Raw genomic sequence first — 24,404 nt, 5'->3', positions numbered from 1 at the left:
GCGATTAAACGAGGTCTAAAAGACCTAATAGGACATCAATCAGTTTGATGCCGATAAATGGAACGAGCAAACCGCCCAGACCATAAATCAGCAAATTTTTACGTAATAGCGAAGCAGCACCCAATGCTTGGTATTTCACACCTTTGAGCGCCAGTGGAATCAGAAACACAATAATGATCGCGTTGAAGATCACAGCCGAAAGAATCGCCGATGAGGGCGTGTTAAGCTGCATGATATCGAGCATCTTTAACTGTGGGTAAGTAGTGGCAAATGCTGCGGGAATAATTGCGAAGTACTTGGCGACATCGTTAGCGACTGAGAAAGTTGTCAGCGCTCCGCGCGTCATCAACATTTGTTTACCGGTTTCGACAATTTCGATCAGCTTGGTTGGGTTGGAATCAAGATCAACCATATTGCCTGCCTCTTTTGCTGCTTGCGTACCCGAGTTCATGGCAACGGCTACATCAGCTTGCGCAAGCGCCGGTGCGTCATTTGTGCCATCTCCGGTCATGGCAACCAATCTCCCTTGTACCTGATACTCACGAATCAATTTAAGCTTATCCTCAGGCTTGGCCTCAGCGAGAAAGTCATCAACACCCGCTTCAGCGGCTATCGCAGCAGCAGTTAAGCGATTGTCGCCCGTGATCATCACTGTTTTAATGCCCATTTTCCGTAATTCGCTAAAACGCTCTCTAATACCACCTTTAACGATATCCTTGAGTTCAATGACACCGAGCACGCGAGCGCCATCCGCTACGACTAAAGGGGTGCTGCCACGACGTGATACTTGATCAACTAGAACTTCAACATTTTCAGGGAAAGTACTCCCTAGGTTTTCAATATAGGCACGAATCGTATCTGCTGCGCCTTTTCGGATCTTGCGGTCACCAAAGTCTACGCCGGACATGCGTGTTTGCGCAGTGAAAGGAACGAAAACTGCATTATGCAATTCACGACCACGCAATCCAAATTCCTGTTTTGCAAGTACTGCGATGGATCGGCCTTCCGGTGTTTCATCGGCTAACGAGGCGAGTTGTGCGGCATCAGCTAATTCTTTAATCTGAACATTGAGTGCTGGTAAGAAGGCAGATGCTTGCCGATTACCCAGTGTGATTGTTCCCGTCTTGTCGAGCAGTAATACATCCACATCGCCAGCGGCTTCAACTGCACGCCCAGAGGTAGCAATCACGTTCACTTGCATCATCCTGCTCATTCCAGCCACGCCAATCGCTGACAGCAAACCGCCGATGGTCGTCGGAATAAGACAAACCAGGAGTGCGACTAAAACGGTAATGGATACCGGTGAGCCCGATCCTGCTGACTCAACACTATAGATTGAAAACGGTAATAGCGTTGCGCATACGAATAGAAATATCAGTGTGAGCGTAACGAGCAAAATAGTTAGTGCTATCTCATTGGGTGTTTTCTTACGTTTGGCGTTTTCTACCATTGCAATCATGCGATCCAGGAATGCCTCTCCCGGATTTGCTGTCACGCGAATTATCAGCCAATCCGATAGGATGCGCGTACCGCCAGTAACTGCTGAGAAATCGCCGCCCGATTCGCGGATAACCGGTGCAGATTCGCCGGTGATGGCGGATTCATCAACAGAAGCGACGCCTTCAATGACTTCTCCATCAGCCGGAATGAAATCGCCCGCTTCAATGAGTACGATATCGCCTTTTCGCAGCGATAGGGAGTCAATAGTCGTAATTTTTGCATCGAGCTTAGGCTCAGCTAATTTCTTTGCCATAATATTCTTCCGCGCACCGCGCAAGGCTGCTGCCTGTGCTTTGCCTCGACCTTCAGCGAGTGCTTCCGCAAAATTGGCGAATAAAACGGTGAACCATAACCATGCAGCTATCGTAAAAATGAATCCTGCTGGTGCTTCGCCATGGCCGACGAGAGCATCAATACCCAATATCGTTGTGAGGACACTACCGACCCAGACTACAAACATCACCGGATTACGCCATTGCGCTTGCGGGGTAAGTTTCTTCAGCGCATTGATGAGCGCCGGCTTGATCAATACCGGGTCGAATAACGGAAGGGTTCGTGTTTTTTTCATGAATACTCCTACCTGTTAGTGTGAGAATAGCTGCAAGTGTTCGATGATAGGGCCAAGTGCTAACGCTGGTACGTAGTTAAGTGCTCCGATGATGATGATTGTGCTGATTAGCAGCACAACAAATAATGGCCCATGTGTCGGCAGCGTTCCACTGGTTACAGCGAGCTTTGGCTTTGCTGCCAATCTGCCTGCAATGGCTAACACGGGAATAATGACGCCGAATCGCCCAAACCACATCGCGATAGCAAGCAGAATGTTGTAAAAAGGTGTATTAGCTGAAAGCCCCGCAAAGGCAGATCCATTATTGTTTCCAGCCGAAGTGAATGCATACAGCACTTCGGAGAATCCATGTGCGCCTGGGTTGGCCATACTTGCCTTGCCTACTTCAGTAACAACGGCGATTGCGGCACCACCGAGTACTAGCAAAGGCACAATCAGAATCGCAATCGACACCATCTTCATCTCGAATACGCCGATCTTCTTACCTAAATATTCCGGTGTGCGTCCGATCATCAATCCAGATAAAAAAACGGCGAGTATGGCGAATATGAGCATCCCATATAATCCCGCACCAACACCACCAAATACAACTTCACCCAGCATCATCAATCCCATCGGAATTAAACCGCCCAATGGCAGAAAACTATCATGCATCGCATTGACCGCTCCACAGGAGGCGGCTGTCGTGACTGTCGCAAATAATGCAGAAGAAATGATGCCAAACCGTATTTCCTTGCCTTCGAGATTGCCCATTGACCCATCCGCACCCAATTGGGTGATAAGTGGATTCGAGTGGGATTCAGACCACAATGCTACCGCTGCCATCGTAATGAATAGCACAGTCATCGCAGCAAGAATCGTCCATCCTTGCCGCTGGTCTCCGACCATTTGACCAAAAGCAAAGCAGAGTGCGGTCGGAATCAGGAAGATACTGATCATTTCCAGAAAATTAGTGAGCGGAGTCGGGTTTTCAAAAGGATGTGCTGAATTCGCATTGAAGAAACCACCACCGTTGGTTCCTATCAGTTTAATTGCTTCCTGCGAGGCAACCGGCCCCATGGCAATGGACTGTTTATCTGTTTTGATCGCCTCCATGATCACGTTTCCTAGATCATCCTGCAACGGCTGACCATTAAGATCTTGCTTCGGTGCGGCATATTCAAGCGGCTCTATCAGTTTGACTTCTTGATAAGCATTGAAATTCTGAATAACCCCTTGATTCACCAGAATTAATGAGAATATAAAAGACAATGGCAATAGCACATAGAATATTGAGTGCGATAAATCGAGCCAGGCATTACCGATACCAGCAGCATTCCTTCGCGTAAAACCGCGGATCAGTGCAATGACAACTGCAATGCCGGTTGCACCTGATGCGAAGTTCTGTACCGTCAAAGCGAGCATTTGTGTCAAGTAACTCATCGTCGACTCGCCGCCATAACCTTGCCAATTGGTATTGGTGACAAAGGATATTGCTGTATTGAAGGCCGAGTCTGAAGAAACAGCTCCAAATGCTTGAGGATTCAGAGGCAGTTCACTCTGAAAACGTTGCAAGCCATATACAACAGCTACACCTATAACATTGAATAGCACGATGGCTGTTGCATAACGTTGCCATGGCATATCTTCTTCCGGATTAGTGCCAATAAAACGACAGAATCTATGTTCAAATTTATCCAGCCAAATGAAGCGGCGCGTTAGCTGCCCATCAAATACGTTTGCAAGATAGCGGCCTAAAGGCCAGGCGACTACAAAGAGGACAATAAGAAATAAACCGATTTGTATCCAAGGTGATGTGTTCATGCCACCTCCTCAGCGTTGAATAATGCATAGAGCAGGTATAAGAACAATAAGACAGCAAGAATACCGGTTAGCCAATAAATCCAATTCATCTTTTATTCCTCATGATAGTAGTTGGTGATCAACCCTATGATCAATACTACAGACAAAATGGCAAAACAGAGATAATAAGTAAGATCCATATACTTACACTAAAGTTATTTACTTATTCAATATAAGCAATTGTGTGTAAAAATGGAGTTGAATTGAAAGGTTGTAGCGTAAAAATTGTGTAAAATTTATTGGCTGCTACACCGATGCTGCAAGAAACTACCATTCGTCATGGCAGTCTGGCATTGATTTGGCAAAAGAGGTATTTCAGCAAGTAGCCCGGATAAGCTTGCGTCATCCGGGAATCGACTTGATCCAAATTTTGAAAGCTTGGTGTAGGGGAAATGGCCAGATATACACACAGTTTTGACTCGGTTGGCAATCTTCAAAATCCATCCCATCGGCGGCGATATTCGCACGCTCACTTATGATGCCGCCAGTTGCATTACCAACACACCGGCATGGCGCGGGACAACGTGCACGATTGGAACAAACGCCTTGTAGCGTATTCCGGCATTTCGACGTTCTTCCTGTGCTTATCCAGTGTCCGTTCAAAACAATTTCATCTTCGGTAAATCGCTCCGTCCCATGAGAAACTCGTCCACTCCCCGCGCCGCCTGCCTTCCTTCGCTGATCGCCCAGACCACCAGTGACTGCCCACGGCGCATGTCTCCGGCCGCGAAGACGCCGGGGATGCTGGACATGTAGTTTTGATCGACCAACACATTGCCACGCTGGTCGAGTTTCACACCGAGCTGTGAGATCGGCCCTTCCGGTTCGGGGCTGATGAAACCCAGGGCCAGCAGGCACAAGTCGCAGTCGAGCGTGAACTCGCTGCCGGGGATTTCCTTCATCTTCACCGGGCGCGAACCTTGCATTTCCCATTCCAGGCGGATTCCGTGGAGTTTTTTGACGACGCCGTTTACGCCGGAGAAGGATTGAGTATTGATGGCGAAGTCGCGAACGTCGTGGCCGATGGGAGCGGCGGCTTCTTCGTGGGCGGAACTGACGCGGTAGATCATCGGCCAGTAGGGCCAGGGCATGTCCTGCACCCGGCCAGCGGGCGGCTTGGGAAGCAGCTCGAATTGTTGGACAGACTTGCATCCCTGCCGAATGGCGGTGCCGAGGCAATCGGCTCCGGTGTCGCCACCGCCGAGGATGATCACGTGTTTGCCCTTGGCGCTGATAAATTCCCGTTCGGGGATGTGGTCGCCGAAGTTGATCTTGTTCTGCATCGGCAGATAGGTCATGGCCAGGTGAATGCCATTCAGATCGCGGCCGGGGACGTCAATATCCCGTGCCTTGGTCGATCCGCCGCAGAGGACGATCGCATCGAAATCGCGGTGCAGGTCTTCGACCTTGATGTTGAAGCCAACGTTGGCGCCGGTGACGAAGTTGATTCCCTCGGCTTTCATCAGATCGACGCGGCGGTTGACGATATGCTTCTCCAGCTTGAAGTTGGGGATGCCGTGCATGAGCAGCCCGCCGACCCGGTCGGCGCGCTCGAATACCGTCACCAGATGCCCCGCTTTGTTGAGTTGGGCGGCGCACCCGAGTCCGGCCGGGCCGGAGCCGACGACGGCGACTTTCTTGTCCGTCCGCGTGGCTGGCGGGCAGGGCTTAACCCACCCGTTTTCAAACGCGTGATCAATAATGTTCTGCTCAATCGACTTGATCGTCACCGGCTTCTCATTGATCCCCAGCACGCATGCCTCTTCGCACGGCGCGGGGCAGATGCGCCCGGTAAATTCCGGGAAGTTGTTGGTCTTGTGCAGCATCTCGATGGCATCGTGCCATCGCCCTTTGTAGATCAGATCGTTCCACTCCGGAATGATGTTCCCCAGTGGACATCCGGTGGGGCCATGGCAGAACGGAATCCCGCAATCCATGCAGCGAGCGCCCTGGCGCTTGAGTTTCTCCTCGGCAATGTCGAGATAGACCTCGTTCCAGTCGAGAATGCGCGACTCGACCGGCCGGCGCGTCGCCGTTTCACGCTTGAATTCCTTGAAACCTGTGGGTTTGCCCATTGTTTTCTCTCACGTCAAAATTAAAAGTTAAAAATGCAGGATTCCATCTTCGCCTTCAATTTTTAATTTTTAGTTCACACTGCGCCCGCCTGGCGCTCGCTGAGCTTCCTGGCTGCTTCTTCAATCTCGCCCATTTTCTCCAGTGCATTGCGATAGTCGGTCGGCATTACCTTGACGAACCAGTGGAGTGCCTTCTCGAAATCGTCCAGGATCGCCTTGGCGCGAGTCGATCCGGTCAGCTTGTGGTGGTTCTCCAAAAGGATCTTGATCGTTTCGCGATCATAATCCTTGTCGGGCTTTTCCAGTGCCACCATCTCGGTATTGCACAGGCGCGGAAACTGGCCATTGTCGTCGTAGACGTAGGCGATTCCGCCGCTCATGCCGGCGGCAAAGTTGCGTCCGGTTGGGCCGATGACGACGACCCGCCCGCCGGTCATGTATTCGCAGCCATGATCGCCGACGCCCTCGACAACCGCCTGGGCGCCGGAGTTGCGGACGCAGAAGCGTTCGCCGACGACGCCGCGGATATAGACTTCGCCGGCGATTGCGCCGTAGCAAATGACGTTGCCGGCGATGATGTTTTCCTCGGGCTTGAATGTTGCCTGCTTCGGCGGGAAGAGGGCGATCTTCCCGCCGGAGAGTCCTTTGCCCAGGTAGTCGTTACTGTCCCCTTCCAGCATCAGCGTGACGCCGCGAGCAAGAAAGCATCCGAAGCTCTGCCCCGCCGATCCGGTGAACTTGAATGTGATCGTGTCGTCCGGAAGCCCTTTGTGCCCGTATTTCAAGGCGATTTGGTGCGACAGCATGGTGCCGACAGTGCGATTGACGTTGCGGATCTCAAGGTTGGCTGTAACTTTTTCGCCGCGCTCAATCGCCCGTGCCGCCAGCTGAATGAGCTGGTTGTCCAGTGCCTGTCCCAGCCCGTGCTCTTGCTTTTGCACACAGCGAACGGCTACATCCGCACCGACCTGGGGTTTGTGCAGGATCACGTCCAGATTCAGATGACGCGCCTTGTCATGGCTCGAGACATCCATGAACTCCAGCAATTGCGTCTGCCCGACCATGTCTTCAAACTTCCGGAATCCCATCTCAGCCATGTATTGCCGCACTTCCTCGGCGATGAAGAAGAAAAAGTTGATGACGTGCTCCGGTTTGCCGGCGAATTTCTTGCGCAGCTCGGGATCCTGAGTCGCCACGCCGACCGGGCAGGTGTTCAGATGACAGACCCGCATCATGATGCATCCGGAGGCAATCAGCGGCCCGGTGGAGAAGCCGAATTCCTCCGCCCCGAGCAGCGCTGCGATGACGACATCGCGGCCGGTCTTGAGGTGCCCATCCGTCTGTACGGTCACGCGCCCGCGCAGGTTGTTCATCACCAGGACTTGTTGTGTCTCCGCAAGTCCCAGTTCCCACGGGATGCCCGCGTACTTGATGCTGGTCAGCGGCGCAGCGCCCGTTCCGCCGGAATCGCCGGAGATCAGGATGTGATCCGCTTTGGCCTTGGCGACGCCGGCCGCGACGGTTCCGACTCCCACCTCGCTGACCAGCTTTACGCTGACGCGCGCCTTGGGATTGGCGTTCTTCAGATCGTGGATGAGCTGCGCCAGATCCTCAATCGAATAAATATCATGATGCGGTGGTGGTGAAATCAATCCGACGCCGGGCGTTGAGTGTCTGATTTTCCCGATATACGCATCCACTTTGTGTCCCGGCAATTGTCCGCCTTCGCCTGGCTTGGCACCCTGGGCCATTTTGATCTGCAATTCATCGGCGTTGGCCAGGTATTCAGCGGTGACGCCGAAGCGTGCGCTCGCCACCTGCTTGATGGCGCTGCGGCGAAAAATGATGTTGCCGTTCGCATCCGGCTGCGGATCGGGCTGGAAGCGCCGCGAGTCTTCGCCCCCTTCGCCGGTGTTGCTCTTGCCGCCAATGCGATTCATGGCGATGGCCAGGTTCTCGTGGGCTTCGGTACTGATTGATCCGAGCGACATCGCGCCGGTGACGAATCGCTTGACGATCTCTTTGGCTGGCTCGACTTCTTCCAGCGGGATCGGATTGACCGCTTTCCTGAAGTTAAGCAATCCGCGCAAAGTGCATCGGCTGCGCGCTTCATCGTCCAGCAGCGCGGTATATTCCTTGAACTTCTTGTACCCGTCGATGGGCTTCTCGACCCCTACTCGGACCGAATCCTGGAGTTTGGCCACCGTCTCGGGGTTCCACATGTGGTATTCGCCGTCGCGGCGCCATTGGTACAGTCCACCGGTATCCAGCACCTGCCCATTCACCTGGATCGGCGGAAATCCGCGGCGATGCCGCTCCAACGATTCACGCGCGATGATCTCTAGTTCGATTCCCTTGATGCGCGACGCTGTGCCGGTGAAATACCGGTCGATCATCTCCTTGCCAAGCCCGATCGCTTCGAAGATCTGAGCGCCCCGGTAGCTCTGCACCGTGCTGATTCCCATCTTCGATGCGACCTTGAGGATCGCCTTGTTGGCCGCTTTGATATAATTGTATTGCGCTTTCTCCAAGTTCAGGTCGTTGGGAAGCAATTCGTTCTTATCTAAATCCGCCAGCGTCTCGAAAGACAGATACGGATTCACCGCCCCGGCTCCGTATCCGATGAGTAGACAGAAGTGATGCGCCTCGCGTGCCTCGCCGGTTTCGATCACCAGACCGCATTGCGTGCGTGTGCCTGCGCGGATCAGGTGATGATGCACTGCTGCAGTTGCCAGCAGGCTGGGAATCGGCACGTTCCCGGCATCTACGCCCCGGTCCGACAGAATGAGGACGGATGCGCCTTCCTTAACCGCGTGAGCCGCCCGCTCCATCAATGCTTCCAGTGCATGCTGCAATCCCGTTTCGCCTGCGCTGACCTTGAAGAGCATCTCGAGCGTCACCGCTCGTAATTTACCGACAGCCACTTCCCGCAGCTTTTCCAGATCGGCGTTGCTGATGATCGGGCTTTTGAGCTTGATCAAGTGCGCTGCATCCGGCGTCTCGTCCAACAGATTCCCTTCGCGTCCGATGTAGGTATATGCCGATGTAACCAGCTCCTCGCGCATCGCATCCAATGGCGGATTGGTTACCTGCGCGAAGAGTTGCTTGAAATAGTTGTAGAGCAACTGCGGCTTCTCGGAGAGACATGCCAGCGGCGTGTCCGTCCCCATCGACCCGATCGCCTCGGCCCCGTTTACGGCCATTGGCGTCATGATCAGTTTGAGGTCTTCATGGGTGTGCCCGAACGTGCGTTGCCGCGCCATTAGCGTTGCATGGTCCGGCTGATGCACCTTGCTCGGGGCTGGAAGATTGTCCAACTCGATCAGATTCTGTTCCAGCCATCTCTTCCAAGGCCGTTTGTTTATGAGTTGCCGCTTGATTTCGCTGTCATCGATGATTCTTTCCTGCTTGGCGTCGATCAGGAAAATCTTGCCGGGCTGCAACCGCCACTTCCGCGCCACGTTTTCCGGTGGAATCGGCAGCACGCCTACCTCGCTGGCCATGATTACCAGATCATCCTTCGTTACGTAGTATCGCGACGGCCGCAGCCCATTTCGATCCAACACCGCGCCGACGAGCGCGCCATTCGTAAAGGCAATAGAAGCCGGTCCATCCCATGGCTCCATCAGGCAAGCGTGATACTCGTAAAACGCCTTGAGGTCCTCATCCATCTGATCGTGATTCTGCCACGCCTCCGGGATGAGCATCAGCACCGCATGGGCCAGGCTCCGACCGTTCACGCACAGAAATTGCAGCGCGTTGTCCAGTGTGGCCGAGTCTGAGCCGGATTCCGTCAGAATCGGAAACATCTTCTGGAGCTCATCTCCGAACACTTCCGATTGCAAAGATCCATACCGTGCCCGCATCCAGTTCCGGTTGCCGTGCAGCGTGTTGATTTCGCCGTTGTGAGCGAGGTAGCGATACGGATGCGCCAGCCGCCAGGATGGGAAGGTGTTCGTTGAAAAACGCGAATGGACGATCGCCAGGGATGACAGGAAATCCGGGTCCGACAAATCCGGGAAATACAGTCGAACTTGCGCTGCCGTCAGCATTCCCTTGTAGATTATCCGGTTGGCGGACAGGCAGCAAATGTAGAAATCTTCCGCGGCCTGCGGCGGAAAGTCACCGAACTCGATGGTATTTTCCGTTCGCTGGCGTACCAGGTACAGACGCCGGTCAAAATCCTGCCGGTTGTAGAAACTCTCTCCCATTCCGACAAAGATCTGCCGGATCATCGGCTCCACCTTGCGCGGACTCGGTCCGCACGCCTTGGCGTTGACCGGCACATCCCGCCATCCCAACACCACCATTCCGAAATCGACCGCGACTTTCTCCATCGCCTGCTCGCACAGCTTGCGGGCGGTCGCATCCTTGGGCAGAAAGACCATTCCCACCCCATATTGCCCCAGTTGAGGCAGCTCGATACCGATCTTCTTGGCTTCCCGCCGGATGAACTTATCCGGCATCCGGCACATGATTCCGGCCCCATCCCCGGAATCCGGCTCGCACCCACAGGCGCCGCGGTGTTCCATGTTTTCCAGCATCTTCAGGGATTGCTCGACGATGGAATGGGAGTCCTTTCCTTTGATGTGGGTGATGAATCCAACACCGCAGGAATCATGGTCGAACCGTGGATCGTACAGGCCCTGTGCGGGCGGATAGCCTTTTGTCATCGCTTTAGTCGCTCTAATTCTGGGCTGGTTCCAGTCGGACAAATTCCAGAATTATGATCATAGCGGATGAGGGGAGAGAATCCAAATATTTCTGGGAATGGGAAACTGAAGTTTCTTTGCCCCCCTCCGTCCAACAGCCGCTGATGGTTTGATGTATGCTGTCAAAAATGAGATCTAGAAGACAAATCACTGCTTGATGACAAGAAATCAGATGATCTATGTCTGAATTAATCCAGCAATTGAATTTTGTTTAGCAAAATGAGGAGATCGGGGGCAGGATAGTCCGCGTTAAGGATCGGGCAGCATGTCCTTCCCGGGGCATACCCTTCGCGCCGGACGGCGGCGCGATCCTGGAAAGCTCTAAAGGTTAAAGAAATGGTTTAATGTGTTATTTCCTTAAAATGAGCCATCGCGACCCTGGCAGCTCTCCTCGTTGAATCATCAGCTTCAAGTATTCCATTTTCAATTGCCTGATCCAAACTTACAATGCCGACAGCCAAGTGAATACGATCTGCAGATGACATATTTTTTTGGTGTAATGTCGAAAGAGCGTGAAATTTTGCAAGTTCTAAATGTTTAGAGATAACTTTTCTGTTATCTGCCAAGACCGCAGCCTCAGAATATCTAATTGCCTGATGTAAATGATTTTCTGTCCGACATGCTGAAAGAACGAATAGTAAGACAAATATAATGCTGAGATATAACGACGTGTTAACAATATCGCTAATTATTGGCATAAATTTATTTTTCATCATGTTACAAACACAGCTAGAATTTTAGAAATCAAAGTCAGAAAGATAAGTATAAATTTATAAAATCATCTTATTGCTTTAAACAAACGGGTTAAATGCCCTATTTGTAACTTTGTTCAAAATTCCTTAGACACAATCCACTCATAATCATTGCATAGTAAAAATTATGACAGTGGTGCTGTTCAAAGGCTGTCGGTATCGTTTCGATGCTCCTGCCTTGATGCTGAAGATATTTCCCAAACAACCATAAACATGGCCGCGATGGCCGGGCCAATGACAAGGCCGTTGAGTCCAAACATCTGAAGGCCACCGAGTGTAGAAATTAACACAACATAGTTAGGCAACTTGGTATCCTTGCCTACTAAAGCGGGACGCAAGACATTATCCGCCAGCCCCATTACGAGAGCGCCGAAGGCGATCAAAACCAAGCCCTGCCATACGGCACCGGTCGCCAGTAGGTAAATCGCCACTGGCAGCCAGACCAGACTAGCCCCGATTGCAGGCAGTAGTGAAAGAAAGGCCATTATCACACCCCATAGCAGTGGTGCGTGAATCCCCAGAAACCAGAAAATCAGGCCGCCGAGCATGCCCTGCAGTATAGCCACGAAAATACCGCCTTTAACCGTGGCACGAACGGCCGTGGTGAACTTGGTAAAGAGTGCGTGCTGCTGCTCAGCATGCAATGGGATTGCCTTCCTGATATTTTTGAACAATGCGTCCCCATCGCGCAGCAAAAAGAAAAGCAGATACAACATGACACAAAAATTGACGATGAAGTGAAATGTGAATTGACCGATGCTGAGGATCTGTGTGGCCAAAAACTGGCTACCCTGTCGAAGGCCGACGGCCAGTTTTTCCTGCACCGCACCAAGGTTCGTCAGTCCCAATTGCGCCATCATATTTTGAATCCAAGCGGGTAAAGCATCCCAGACCTGATGAAAATAGAGACCAAAATCCAGCTTGCCGGAATGAATCATGTCATACAGACCGGCAGCCTCCTGCATCAAGGATGTTGCAATCACCATCAATGGCAGGATCACTAACACAATGATAATTAGGATTGTAGTCAGTGCAGCGGCACTGGGGCTCTGCCGCATTGAACCTGATAGCCGCCGAAACATCGGCGCAAACACAATGGCCATCACTGTCCCCCAGAGAATTGCGCCGAAAAATGGCCATAAGATCCAGGCGAAGGCCAGCGAAGCTGTGACGAGGAGCAATAGGAAAGTCTTCTCTTCGAGTCTGTACATACTAATTTCCTTTCAGTTTGCTCACATACGCCGTTCAAAAAACGGCAGTATCTTTAGGTTCAAATTCTAAAAACTAAGTCTTGCAAAGGTCTCATCAAGTGTAAGGGGATCTGCACTTCGGATACCAAATTCCGCAAAGGTGTTGCGATGGTAAAAGGCCTTGGCTGCTTCGATTAATGCTTTAGATGGCATGCAACCAACTCGGGCACAGAGAGTGCCCTACGGGTCGTCGTTAATGATCACAAAATTCTGCGTGTGCTTTCTTACTTTTTGCAACGCAGCAAGACCGTCACCGCTACCCCTGATAATAATCGGGTATCCAGTATTTATTCATAGCAGTGCCATCAATAACGCTGTAACAGATTGCAGTTTGCTACAGATCGGATGAATGACTATGGCCACACACATTGATAATGCTTATTGTGATTCCGTTTGTTTCATTGAATCGCGAAATGTTGTATATAACGCATTGATCGTGACCAGTTGATTTAGCGCACTCATTAAGGTCTTAGTAATGTCTGTAGTTTCCGCAACTTGGGGTTCTTCGCGAGTGCCATGAGGATTGAAAGATTTGCTTTTAGTGAGTTCACCGAGGACAAATCCGATACCGCCTGCTAATAGCAAGCTTGCCGGAGCAGTCATTTGTTGCTGTGTTTTCTGAATGAGGGTATCAGCACGGATAATAACCATATGCTGATGTTGCAACACCTGCAACTCCGCATCCTTAATTTGCGCTGTTAAAGATTTGGTTTCATTTCCGTTTAAAATAGTATCTAACATCAGGTTTCCTCCTTGTTTCCAGGTGTAGGTGCCATAGATCGAAGGGTGCGAAAGGTCGCTGGGAATCGCAAATAATAGCCTTTGCTACGGATCACGCCCCATAGAACCAGCGCAAGCAGTAAATTCAAAACGACGGCCAGCAGTATTAACAGGATGTTATCTGTCAGAATCCCATATCGGTTCAGCACTAACATGACAGCTGCTAGGAATCCTAGCCACGCGACACTCAGCAAAACAGCGGCCATTATGCCGGCCACGATCATGACCACTAAACTATTGCCCGCCTGTTGTGCTTCAAGTGCCGCGAGCCGGAAGTGCATGTGATTCAATTCACGCAATTCATGCCATAACGACTGTACATCATCCGTCACGCTGGACTCATTTTCAGAATGACCATCTGTCGCAGCTTGCTCAGGCACCTCATTTTTTATCATTTGAATCCATCGTATTTAGCGATTATTCAATAATCTGCTCAGAAGAAAACCCACTCCTACTGCAATACTTACCGATGTGATTGGGTTTTCGCGAATATAAACGGTACATTCCTTCATCAGTCGCTGTTCAGCATGTTTCAGCTGATCTCCTTTATCAACAATTTTGTCAGCGGCTTGATTAGTTACCTGGGTGGCCTTATTAACCGCCTCATGCGCTAGATCATTCAATTCATCTCCCTTGTCAACAATTTTATCTGCAACCTGATGAGTGACATGGGTAGCCTTATCGATAGCTTCATGTGCTAAATGGGATGCTTTGTTTACAGTTTCCATGTGATGTTCCTCTTATCGTTTATTTGAACCGTGCGTTCTACAAGACTCACAGATTCATGAAATTTAATGGCCTAACGATTGTTAAACCACTTGCTTAATAGGAACCCCACACCTATCGCGATACCTACCGACGTCACTGGATTATCTCGAACATAATCGGTGGCTTCTTTCATCAATCGCTGCTCGGCATGTTTCAATTGATCGCCTTTTTCGCTCATTGTATCGGCAACCTGTTGAGTAGCTTTGCTAGCCTTATCAATGGCTTTATTGGTTGCCTTGCTGGCCTTTTCAACAGTTTCGTTTGTAAAATCAGTTACTGTATCTACAACTGTGTCGACATTTTTCATAGTGATACCTCTTAGTTTCTATTTAAACCATAAGTTATTTATGGTTCATGGATTAATGATATTTAATCAATTAACGATGACAGAATATCCACTTAATTGAGAACCAATGACTTACTGCTTCGTGGTTCCATAATAAGCATGAATTTCATTCTCCCAGGATTTGTCTGCCATATCCGGCCAATGGCTCTTATCGAATCCCGGTGCATTTTTAAGACGATCCTTATTCACGTTAAGCACAAAGTGTTTTTCTTCTGTGTCTAGCTTTAGTGCATTCCAAGGTACCGCAAATAGCTTGCTTCCTATCCCCAAGATACCGCCAAAAGACAACACCGCATAACACACTTGGCCGGTCGTTGTGTCCAGCATGATTTCTTTAATGTCACCCAGGTCATCACCATTTGGGTTGCAAACATCATTTCCAATAAGCGTTTCGGCGCCCATCAGACGAACTCCTGATGCTTTGTTGTCGCCTTTGTAAATACCATGAGTATCGCGATCTTCGTAATTCATATAAAACTCCTGCCAAAAAATAATATTGGTAAAGGATCCTTCAATCATATTCGTGATCACCAGATCCTGATAATGGAGCGTGTATGATGTTTTATACACCGCATGAGTAACAATATACGTATCACTCAATACAGTCGGTTCGATAGCGAACATAGGTAACATCAGAGTGATTGCTACTTCACAAGATATTCATCTCAGTTAACGATATCCCGCAACGAAAGGCATTCAATGGATTCACATAGTTACTATCGCTACGGCGTGGTATGTCGCAGCAGAGAGAAAAGATAATCGTAATTGGGGTTTCTGGTTACTTTTGCTTGGTAACCTATTATGGTTGATCTGGTCTATACCCAATGCTGCTTGGGCACTAGCGTCGATGCCGGTAATCTTAGCCGGCTTGAATATAAGAGGTGTACTAAAGTCTATTAAAATAAATTGACTTTAGTTTCTTTATTCACACATTGATATCCTTATAACTATTCGGCTTAATTGTGAAATTTATATTTATTTGCAAGTCTGGTTTTTCAGCGGTTTGCTAGGAGTCTGTCGGACTTAAGGCCAATCTACTGCGCCAGTGGGATAACGGTTCGTATTTCCTCAATTTTTCGTTGCATAGATCAACTATGCGCCACAAAATCGAGAAAATCCGCACTCGTTCTCCCACTCGGCTCGCTACGACTGCTTAAGTCCGACAGACCCCTGGCTTGCGATAGTTTTGCCATGACCTCTGATCAGGTAGTCTTCCGACTGCATTTCCATCAAACGCGAAACCGTGCGTTCAAATTCAAAACTGGTATCCGCTTTGACGTACAGTGATTGCAGCGGCACGGCGGCTGAGCACAGAAACTTGACGTTGTGTTCATACAGTGCGTCGATGAACGTGATGAAGCGCCGGGCCGCGTCGCTGTTTTCTTTATTGAACTGTGGAATCGCGACCATGATGACGGTGTGATAGGTGCGTGCAATCGCGAGATAGTCTGCCGGCCCCAGCGGATTGGCGCACAGGCGTTTAAACGAAAACACAGCAACGCCGCGCGCTGCTTTGGGCACAAATAATATGCGTCCCTGCACATTGAGTTCTTCGCTGGGAACCTTGGCCCGGTCTTCCACCCGACGATCGGTCAGGCGGAAGAAGATGGCTGACAATTGCGTCGTCGTTTCGGCATTGATCGGGTGGTAATAGGTTTGTGCGCCTTTCAAGCGGTTGTAGCGATAATCTACCGGACCATCCAGCGCAATAATATCGAGTTTTTCCTTGATTTGTTCGATGAAAGGCAAAAAGCGCTGACGATTCAAGCCATTTTTGTAAAGATCATCCGGTGGTCGGTTGGACGTGGCGACAACGATCACGCCCTGAGCAAATAATTCCTTGAATAGTCGGGTCAGTACCATCGCATCGGCGATATCGGTGACCTGTAACTCATCAAAACATAGCAATGTCGCTTCACCGGCTATTTTCCGCGCGACCGATGGAATCGGATCATCGTCACCGGCACGCCCGCCATGCCGGGCGCGTTCTTGTACAGAAAGATCATGCCATTCCTTAAGCCGCGCGTGGATATCCAGCATGAATTCATGAAAATGTACGCGCCGTTTTGATGCGATCGGAGCGACCGCATAAAACAGATCCATCAACATCGACTTGCCGCGCCCGACGCCGCCGTAAAGATAAATGCCTTGAGGGGCGGGTTTGTTACCATCCAGCCAACGGGATAAACAAGCTGGCCATCTGAAATGGAAGCCATTACTTTTGCTTGTTATCACGGGATAATCGATCAGTTCGCGGTGTAATCGTTCTAATGCAGCGACTGCATTGGCTTGACCGGCATCCGGCTTGAGTTCGCCGGCCTGTATCAGTGCGTGGTAGGCGGCTTGCGGTGCGGTGTCTTGGGGTGTGGTGGGTTGCATGTTCGATTATGGCGATGATCCGGTCGATGTTGCAAATTTGGCCTGCCCGGCAAGCCAGACCAATATCAGAACCGGAAAACCCAATAGTGCCGTGACGATAAAGAAATTTTCATAACCATACGCATCGACAAATTGCCCACTGAAACCGGCAATGAATTTGGGTAGCAACAACATCACCGAACTGAATAGCGCATACTGCGTGGCCGAGTAGGCGGAATTGGTCAGGCCTGACAAATACGCAATGAAGGCGCTGGATGCAATGCCGGCCGATAGATTGTCGGCTGAGATGGTAAAAACCAGCGCGCTGACATCATGACCGCGGCCTGCCAGCCAGACAAACAGCAGATTGGTGGCAGCCGATAACACGGCGCCCAGGAACAGCGTGCGCATGATACCGATTTTGACGGTCAGCACACCACCGATGGCCGCACCGGCGATCGTCATAATGACACCGTATACTTTTGAAATGGTGGCGACTTCCTCTTTGCTGTAGCCCATATCCACATAAAACGGATTGCTCATCACACCCATCACCACATCGGAAATGCGATAAATGGCAATCAAGCCTAAGATCAGCAATGCTTGTTTGCCGTGACGCACGATGAAATCGCGGAAAGGCGCGATCAATGCGCCGTACAGCCATACCAGAATATTGTTGATGCGGGGATGGAGATTCCAGTGCGCAATCGCCAGTTGCGCAATTTTTTCGTTGTCTGAAATCAACCGGCTGTAGGGGACATCCGGCTCGCGGATGATCAGTGTGGTAATGATGCCGACCGCCATAGTGGCGGCCATTACCAGGTAAGCGAAGCGCCACGGCGCATGGTCATACGTGGTGGAAACATCAATCGTCGCTGCAATCCACAGCACACCGGCCGATGCCAGGATCATCGCGATGCGGTAGCCCGCTTGATACGTCGCTGCCATGGCGCCCTGCAATTCGACCGCAACGGCTTCAATACGATACGCATCGAGCGCAATATCCTGGGTGGCGGAAGCAAAAGCGACCGCGAGTGCGAAAAATACCAATTGCGTCAGACTGACGACGGGATCGGTAAATGCCATGCCGACCAAGGCGGCAGCGATGATAATTTGCGACAGTAACAACCAGGCACGGCGCCGGCCGAGGAAGCGGGTCAGCAGCGGCAGCGGTAGCCGATCGACCAGCGGCGACCACAGCCACTTAAAACTGTATGCCAAGCCGATCCAGCTCAGGTGGCCGATGGTGGTGCGGTCGATGCCGGCTTCGCGCAGCCAGAACGACAGGGTGCCCATGATGAGCAGCAGCGGCAGGCCGGCGGAAAATCCCAGCGACAACATGCCCAGCACGCGTGGATGGGTATAAACCCGCAATGCCTGCAACCAACTGGAAAATCCGGTGGATGTCATAAGGTGTGATCGTAGTCGACGATCAGCGGTGCATGATCCGAGAAACGCTCGGTTTTATAAATCGAGGCACTGCGCGCTTTTTGCGCTATCGCGGGTGTGGCAATCTGATAATCAATGCGCCAGCCGACGTTCTTGGCCCAGGCTTGTCCGCGATTGGACCACCAAGTGTATTGATCCGGTTCGGCATTGAGCTGCCGGAATACATCGACAAACCCAATGTCATCAAAAACATTCGATAACCAAGTGCGTTCTTCCGGCAGGAAACCGGAATTTTTCTGATTGGAACGCCAGTTTTTCAGGTCAATTTCCTTATGTGCGATATTCCAATCGCCGCACAAAATAATTTCCCGGCCGTTGGCCATCAGTGTTTTCAGGATCGGAAAGAATTTTTCCATGAAGAAGAATTTTGCAGCTTGCCGGTGTTCGCCGCTGGACCCGGACGGCAGATAGAGTGAAATAATGCTCAAATTACCGAAATCTGCCTGGATAAAGCGGCCTTCGGCATCGATTTCAGGGATTCCGACGCCTTCGATGATGTTGTCTGGCTGACTGCGGCAATAAATGCCGACGCCACTATAGCCTTTTTGCGCAGCACAATGAAAGTAGCCCCGATAGCTATCCGGTGACAGCATATCCTTGGAAAAGTCGGGTAATTGCGCTTTGAGTTCCTGCACACACACAATATCCGCCGATTGTGCGGCCAGCCATCCAAAGAAGCCTTTTTTTGCAGCCGCGCGAATGCCGTTCAGGTTAAGCGTTATAATTTGCATCTTTTTATTTCTAGTGTGGTTAATTGTATGTCCGATTTCCGGCAGGCATTTATTCAGTTCGCCATTGAGCGCAATGTGTTGTGCTTTGGCGAATTTAAAACCAAAGCGGGGCGCATGTCGCCTTATTTCTTTAATGCAGGCTTATTCAACGACGGCGACTCTCTGCGCAAACTCGGGCAATTTTACGCCAAAGCGATTGTCGCTGCAGCGCTTCCGTTCGATATGTTGTTCGGCCCCGCGTACAAAGGCATTCCGCTGGTCAGCACGATTGCTATCGCGCTGGCGGAGATGGGGCATAACTATCCTTTCTGCTTTAACCGCAAGGAAGCGAAAGATCATGGTGAAGGCGGCGTGCTGGTGGGTGCTCCACTGAGCGGACGGGTGCTGATTGTCGATGATGTGATTTCCGCGGGTACCTCGGTGCGTGAATCGGTCGACTTGATTAAAGCCTCGGGTGCAACGTCTGGCGGTGTCGTGATTGCGCTTGATCGTATGGAACGCGGCATCGGGGAACTATCGGCGGTACAGGAAGTGCAGCAAATGCATGGGCTTTCGGTGACTTCGATTATTAATTTGGATGATCTGGTGGAGTATTTGCTGAATCACGCTGCGCTTGCGCAGCATTTGCAGGCGGTGCAGCGGTATCGGGAGCAGTATGGGGTGAACTAATAGCGCTGCGAAAACCATGGAATTTGATTGTACGCAGCAACTTGCTGTGAGGGTATTCAAACCTTTTATTCATTGTCGGACTCCCCATTAAGTACTGCTGATTAGATTTAGTTTTGCGAATTATTGATCATTTGACACTCTATCTAATTTGCAGTACTTTTATCTTATATATGTATATAGTAAGGCACTTATATCTTGCCACATGCTGAAAGTAGTAATTTCGCTATGTTTCACTTCAGATTCTACCAGTCTGCACGCTGGTTTGGCCTGTGAATCGTTCTTCTTTCCATGATTGTTATGCTTTTCTATCATGATGAATAGTGCACCGCGTACTGTCAATCTTGATTCGCAAAGTCTGGACAAAGTGATTAAAGCGCTTTCGGATGTGGTGAAAGACTTCAACCTTACCCGTCGCGAGCGGATTAGCTACTGGGGGTTAATGCTTAGTGCTGATTTGGCAATCGCGCATTTTCTTATTACGTTTGTTTGGCTATTTAGTTCGATATTTGTTCTCAATTTTGTTGATAAGAGTATTGTAGACGCGACGGTCACCCCTCCTGATTGGTTCAAGAATGTACTTGGATTGTTATTTATTTTGTCACTATTGGCTCTTCTCCTGTCCATATTAGCGGGCGTACCGTCGCTACTGTTTAGTATTTCATTGCTTCGCAAAACATTCCAGGAGCGAGCGAAGCTAGAGTTGTTGGGGATTACTGGGTTAACGAAGTCGTTGTGGAAGGAGAGCAGACGCAGTCGGTGGCTAAGTCGCCTTCGAAGTGGATTCCTGATTTTTATAAGTGTGTACATGATAATAGGAGCCGTTTCTGTCTCAATCTTTGTAAAAGCGCTCACGCTTAGACCTGATCTTGCGTTTGAACTTGAATCTGCACTATATCCAAATTTAGGGATTATTGGTTTTGGTAGGATGGTTGTTGCCGTGGCGGTTTGGTTGGCAATCATGCTATTCACCGCGAGATATCTGCGTAATCAGCGTGAACAGATAGACTTGGCGGCTAACGCGGGGCAATTGAGATCTGTGCTAGAGAAGATGTTGCAGCATGCTGGCGTGGCAGGAAAAGTTGAAGTACCGGCCGAATTTATTGAACAGGCTGCGAAGATCGAGTCAGTACAGATAGCCAGAACCCGCAAGACCGCAATTCTCAAGAGTGCGGACATTCGTACTAGCGGCTATGCGATCGTGTTCGAGGAGGGTGCTGCTCGACAACGTTCAATGTTGGGCATTGCAGATCGGATTGAGTTGCAGGATTTGGAAGCACAGCTAAGTACAGAAGATGTAGAATCCTTCTCGTCCTTAGGATCACTTTCTCAAGGCGTTGAAACAATATTACGAAGTTTGACTAAAAATGGGCGTGTTGAAATTGAATTTGTGATAAATCGTGAAAATCGCATCATTCGAGTTACAGCAGTGAGGTCATTCATTGAAGATGCTACTTGCACACCACCAGGAGTAAATGGTGGTTGATCAAGCATTGACACTCGAGCCATACGCGATCCAATTCTCGAGTACAGGTAAGGCAAGTCGGCATGAACTGCCACCTGAAGCGCAGATAGTGTTATTCGAAGTATTGGATATCTTGGCTGCTAATCCAGATGCTTTTCCAGGTCGAACGCGGGCGATTAGCCGCGATGGCACCATTCGATTGTATTTACATCCTTCCCCGGCTTTACAAGTGACCTTCGAACTAGATAGTACACGTAAGGTACTGTATCTGCTACACTTCGTTGCGCCAAAAATTCAAGTTATTAAGCCCGTTTTTATCAGCTACAGCCATAAAGATGCTTTGTGGTTGGAGAAGCTCAAGCAGTTTCTGCAACCCCTTGAGGACAAAGAATTGATTCGGATTTGGGATGACACAGAAATTCGACCGGGATCAGACTGGCTGAATGAGATCCGCATTGCCTTGGAATCGGCGAGGGTCGCCGTGTTCTTGGTTACGCAGAACTTCCTTAATTCCACCTTCATTCGCGAAAAGGAACTGCCGGAGCTACTGGAGGCAGCCCAGAATCGCGGTTGTGTGATTTTCTGGATTGCAGTGAGCTCAACTACTTTCGAGGATTCCCTGCTGGCTAAGTTTCAAGGTGCTAATTCTCCAGATAAACCACTCGATCTACTGTCTGAGGGTGAACAGAATCGCGTACTTGCTGAGATCTATAAAAAAATGAAGTCGGCTGTGATGCCGGACTGAGTCTTTCCGATTGTCGGTAAGCACTCTGTTTATCCGCCCCAGAAACGAAAATTTCCGGTATCCAGATGAATAAAATTAGAAGACGGGTAATAACCCACACCGCCTGCTTGCAGGGACATGGCAACAGTGCGCAGATCGGAAAGTCTACGACTCGGCAAGCGGATATCGATGGCCTTTCCATGCGTATGCATGCTGTTTTTAGCAACGCCGCCGCTTTGCTCTGCCAATTTGGCATTGGTAGCAGGTGAGCGGTACGCGGAAATCACGTGAAATTCCTGATTGGTACCCAGTTTGCGTTGCAGCAAATGCAGAATATCGAATAGCTCAGGATCTATTTTATAGCGATCGCCGGTTCGATGGTCGCGCAGCACATGGTTGATTGCGCGCATGCCTTCGGGGATATAGCGGCCATTGGCCCAGTAGGTGGCGCGGGTGCGTTCGCCGGTGTGTAAGTTGAGAAAGCTCAGTTTTTTCTCGAAAGGTCTTTTGAATGCTGCGTGTGCGGATGTTGCTGCTAGGGGGAGTGTCAACAGCGTGCATGCGCCTAATCCTGCTTTTAAAAAACGGCGGCGGCTGTGCACCGGTTCTGTTTCTGATAAATAATTTTGATTCAAAAGTTTTTGTATCAGCATCGTATGTTTTTCTCCGGAAAATTTTGTTATTGTTTTTGTTAATAACGCTACCAGCCGGCATATTGCAACGCGCGTAAATCCCGGCCGTAAATATCGGGTGAAAAATGTACCTGGTCCTGCTCATCAACCCAGGCCGTAATATACACTAAGTAAATGGGCAGTTGTTTAGGTAAATGCACGGCCATGGTCTTGCCGCTGTCCATGTCGGCGAGAAATTTGTCGGATACCGTTTGCCCGCCCATTAGGAAAGCAGCCAGTTCCAGCGGTTTTTCCAGGCGGATGCAGCCGGAGCTGAACGTGCGGATATCTTTTTGGAATAACGATTTGGATGGCGTGTCGTGCAGATAAATATCAAAACCGTTGGCGAACATGAATTTTATCCTGCCTAATGCATTGCCTGCGCCCGGATCCTGGCGTAACACGTAAGGAAATCCTTTTTTGACGCCATGCCAGTCAATCGTATCCGGATCGAGCGCTGTGGCATCACGGCTATGGCTTGGGTAAATCTTGAAGCCGCCCGCGGTGAAAAAATCCGGATCTTTCTGCTGTTTCGGTAACAAATCCTTACGCGCAATACTGGCGGGAACATTCCAATAGGGATTCAAAACCATATGCGAGAGCGCGCCATTGAAACTTGGCGTGGAACGATAATCACGTCCGACGATAATGCGCATGCTGAGAATATTCTCGCCCTGTGCAGCGGCGGTGAGCCGGAAGCCGGCCGTGTTCACCAGCACATAGCGTTTGCCCAGATCACCCGGAAGCCAGCGCAGACGTTCCATATTGATGCGCAACTGGCGTATTTTCCAGGCAAGCGGGATATTCAATGCACGGATAGTATTTTTCCCGATGATCCCGTCCGGATTCAGACCGTGCTGAATCTGATATGCCTTGATTGCAGCGACCAACGCATCATCGTACTGCTGGCTATTGCTTGAAGTGAGATGATATTCAGCAATACCGTCAGCGGCGTAGGCTTGTGCGATGCGCTGACGGATCAACGGAATGACTGTGTCGGTTGCGCCCGGGCGAATGGATGGGGTGCTGGGAATGTGAATCCATTCTGCATGACTGTTGATGAGATTCTGATAGCGCATCAGCGTTTGTTTGAGCAACTGATAACCGTGCTTTTGGGGAGATAGATCGTGCAGGGATTGTTGCAGACGACCAGTTTTGATTGCGCCATGCAAGAAGGTTGCCGCATCAAATTTGGGTTGCGGGATATGCCAGTCCGGATCAGCCGCGATGGCCGACAGCCGACCGCGCGATAAATCTTTGGCTAATTGCATGACTGCATGCGTTGTGCGTAACTCCAGTTCGATGGCTGCCGGTAAAGATTGTTTGGCTTGCTGCTGCAATTGCTGTAATTGTTGCAAGTGATAATCCTGGCTATTCAATCCTTCATTTTCGGCGCTGGCGATGAAGGCGAATGCCATTTCAAGTGAAGACGATTCCGGTTCGGGTGTTATCCAAACGGGCCGGTAATTTCGCGCGTTATAAAATTGCTGTAGATTTGCAGTTGCCGTCTCAGTAAAAGCAAATGAAGCTGGTTTCGCCAGCTGTTGCTCGAGTGCTTTTGCTTCAATGGTCAGTGCTTGAGAAATAGATGGCGTCAGCAGAAAAACAAAGTAACAAAAAAATTGAAAGATCAGTAAGAAGGATCTGAATGGATTGTGTGACACGCAATGATTCCTTGGCTGTAGCAGGGTTTGGGCCGAAAAAGTACTGAAATTTTATCATCAATATTGTTGATGACATGACTTGA

22 protein-coding genes are annotated in these 24,404 nt (G+C 50.2%); 4 read left to right on the top strand and 18 right to left on the bottom strand.

All coding sequences use genetic code 11. The annotated features are described in order from the left end of the window. Positions 1-4: 4 nt before the first annotated feature. From kdpB to Q0K92_RS13005, 4 genes are all read right to left on the bottom strand, one after another. Positions 5-2,068 (bottom strand): potassium-transporting ATPase subunit KdpB, encoded by a 2,064-nt coding sequence (gene kdpB / locus Q0K92_RS01325; protein WP_297323994.1) that lies wholly within the window; start codon positions 2,066-2,068, stop codon positions 5-7. Between the two features lie 15 nt (positions 2,069-2,083). Next, the gene (gene kdpA / locus Q0K92_RS01320; RefSeq protein ID WP_297323993.1) at positions 2,084-3,871 is read right to left on the bottom strand and encodes a potassium-transporting ATPase subunit KdpA; all 1,788 of its coding nucleotides are present in this window, start codon (positions 3,869-3,871) and stop codon (positions 2,084-2,086) included. Next, a complete protein-coding gene (gene kdpF, locus Q0K92_RS13010; protein ID WP_366083885.1) occupies positions 3,868-3,960 on the bottom strand; it encodes a K(+)-transporting ATPase subunit F in 93 nt (30 codons plus the stop codon). Before kdpF ends, kdpA begins: the two co-directional genes overlap by 4 nt. A 117-nt stretch (positions 3,961-4,077) precedes the next feature. Further along, positions 4,078-4,146: a hypothetical protein gene (locus Q0K92_RS13005; RefSeq protein WP_366083894.1), complete on the bottom strand. Its 69-nt coding sequence runs from the start codon at positions 4,144-4,146 to the stop codon at positions 4,078-4,080. A 187-nt stretch (positions 4,147-4,333) separates the two neighbouring features. On the opposite strand from Q0K92_RS13005, the gene Q0K92_RS01315 reads away from it, so the two are divergent. Next, the gene (locus Q0K92_RS01315; RefSeq protein ID WP_297323992.1) at positions 4,334-4,462 is read left to right on the top strand and encodes a hypothetical protein; all 129 of its coding nucleotides are present in this window, start codon (positions 4,334-4,336) and stop codon (positions 4,460-4,462) included. A gap of 47 nt (positions 4,463-4,509) precedes the next feature. On the opposite strand, the gene Q0K92_RS01310 is transcribed toward Q0K92_RS01315, so the two are convergent. From Q0K92_RS01310 to Q0K92_RS01255, 12 genes are all read right to left on the bottom strand, one after another. Beyond that, complete coding sequence (locus Q0K92_RS01310; protein ID WP_297323991.1) at positions 4,510-5,985, bottom strand: glutamate synthase subunit beta; 1,476 nt, start codon at positions 5,983-5,985, stop codon at positions 4,510-4,512. Positions 5,986-6,059: 74 nt separating this feature from the next. Then, complete coding sequence (gene gltB, locus Q0K92_RS01305) at positions 6,060-10,658, bottom strand: glutamate synthase large subunit (protein WP_297323990.1); 4,599 nt, start codon at positions 10,656-10,658, stop codon at positions 6,060-6,062. Positions 10,659-11,038: 380 nt separating this feature from the next. Next, positions 11,039-11,413 (bottom strand): small metal-binding protein SmbP, encoded by a 375-nt coding sequence (gene smbP / locus Q0K92_RS01300; RefSeq protein WP_297323989.1) that lies wholly within the window; start codon positions 11,411-11,413, stop codon positions 11,039-11,041. A gap of 179 nt (positions 11,414-11,592) precedes the next feature. Further along, a complete protein-coding gene (locus Q0K92_RS01295) occupies positions 11,593-12,660 on the bottom strand; it encodes an AI-2E family transporter (protein WP_297323988.1) in 1,068 nt (355 codons plus the stop codon). A gap of 417 nt (positions 12,661-13,077) precedes the next feature. Continuing rightward, positions 13,078-13,440, bottom strand: coding sequence for a hypothetical protein (locus Q0K92_RS01290; RefSeq protein WP_297323987.1), 363 nt, complete (start codon positions 13,438-13,440; stop codon positions 13,078-13,080). After that, complete coding sequence (locus Q0K92_RS01285) at positions 13,440-13,874, bottom strand: phage holin family protein (RefSeq protein ID WP_297323986.1); 435 nt, start codon at positions 13,872-13,874, stop codon at positions 13,440-13,442. The genes Q0K92_RS01290 and Q0K92_RS01285 overlap by 1 nt, the downstream gene beginning before the upstream one ends. Positions 13,875-13,889: 15 nt before the next feature. Next, positions 13,890-14,207 carry a hypothetical protein gene (locus Q0K92_RS01280; RefSeq protein WP_297323985.1) on the bottom strand — a complete coding sequence of 106 codons (318 nt, stop codon included), beginning with the start codon at positions 14,205-14,207 and terminating at the stop codon, positions 13,890-13,892. A gap of 71 nt (positions 14,208-14,278) precedes the next feature. Next, the gene (locus Q0K92_RS01275) at positions 14,279-14,554 is read right to left on the bottom strand and encodes a DUF883 domain-containing protein (RefSeq protein WP_297323984.1); all 276 of its coding nucleotides are present in this window, start codon (positions 14,552-14,554) and stop codon (positions 14,279-14,281) included. 111 nt (positions 14,555-14,665) lie between these two features. Further along, complete coding sequence (locus Q0K92_RS01270; RefSeq protein ID WP_366083882.1) at positions 14,666-15,217, bottom strand: PRC-barrel domain-containing protein; 552 nt, start codon at positions 15,215-15,217, stop codon at positions 14,666-14,668. Positions 15,218-15,736: 519 nt separating this feature from the next. Then, a complete protein-coding gene (gene zapE / locus Q0K92_RS01265) occupies positions 15,737-16,972 on the bottom strand; it encodes a cell division protein ZapE (protein WP_297323983.1) in 1,236 nt (411 codons plus the stop codon). 6 nt (positions 16,973-16,978) lie between these two features. Beyond that, positions 16,979-18,361 carry an MFS transporter gene (locus Q0K92_RS01260; protein WP_297323982.1) on the bottom strand — a complete coding sequence of 461 codons (1,383 nt, stop codon included), beginning with the start codon at positions 18,359-18,361 and terminating at the stop codon, positions 16,979-16,981. Beyond that, the gene (locus tag Q0K92_RS01255) at positions 18,358-19,131 is read right to left on the bottom strand and encodes an exodeoxyribonuclease III (RefSeq protein ID WP_297323981.1); all 774 of its coding nucleotides are present in this window, start codon (positions 19,129-19,131) and stop codon (positions 18,358-18,360) included. Before Q0K92_RS01255 ends, Q0K92_RS01260 begins: the two co-directional genes overlap by 4 nt. A 27-nt stretch (positions 19,132-19,158) precedes the next feature. On the opposite strand from Q0K92_RS01255, the gene pyrE reads away from it, so the two are divergent. The 3 genes from pyrE (at position 19,159) to Q0K92_RS01240 (ending at position 22,007) form a co-directional block, all read left to right on the top strand. Then, positions 19,159-19,800 carry an orotate phosphoribosyltransferase gene (gene pyrE, locus Q0K92_RS01250; protein WP_297323980.1) on the top strand — a complete coding sequence of 214 codons (642 nt, stop codon included), beginning with the start codon at positions 19,159-19,161 and terminating at the stop codon, positions 19,798-19,800. Between the two features lie 310 nt (positions 19,801-20,110). Beyond that, positions 20,111-21,283 (top strand): hypothetical protein, encoded by a 1,173-nt coding sequence (locus Q0K92_RS01245; RefSeq protein ID WP_297323979.1) that lies wholly within the window; start codon positions 20,111-20,113, stop codon positions 21,281-21,283. After that, positions 21,276-22,007, top strand: a complete 732-nt coding sequence (locus Q0K92_RS01240; protein WP_297323978.1) for a toll/interleukin-1 receptor domain-containing protein — start codon at positions 21,276-21,278, stop codon at positions 22,005-22,007. Before Q0K92_RS01245 ends, Q0K92_RS01240 begins: the two co-directional genes overlap by 8 nt. A 29-nt stretch (positions 22,008-22,036) precedes the next feature. On the opposite strand, the gene Q0K92_RS01235 is transcribed toward Q0K92_RS01240, so the two are convergent. Next, on the bottom strand, positions 22,037-22,639 hold the full coding sequence (locus Q0K92_RS01235) for a DUF882 domain-containing protein (RefSeq protein WP_297323977.1): 603 nt from the start codon (positions 22,637-22,639) through the stop codon (positions 22,037-22,039). Between the two features lie 47 nt (positions 22,640-22,686). Continuing rightward, positions 22,687-24,321 (bottom strand): L,D-transpeptidase family protein, encoded by a 1,635-nt coding sequence (locus Q0K92_RS01230; RefSeq protein WP_297323976.1) that lies wholly within the window; start codon positions 24,319-24,321, stop codon positions 22,687-22,689. Between the last annotated feature and the right edge of the window lie 83 nt (positions 24,322-24,404).

The sequence above is a fragment of the Nitrosomonas sp. genome (assembly GCF_024282095.1).
In the GTDB taxonomy this organism is placed as follows: Bacteria; Pseudomonadota; Gammaproteobacteria; order Burkholderiales; family Nitrosomonadaceae; genus Nitrosomonas.
This window is presented reverse-complemented; position numbering and strand designations above follow the sequence as displayed.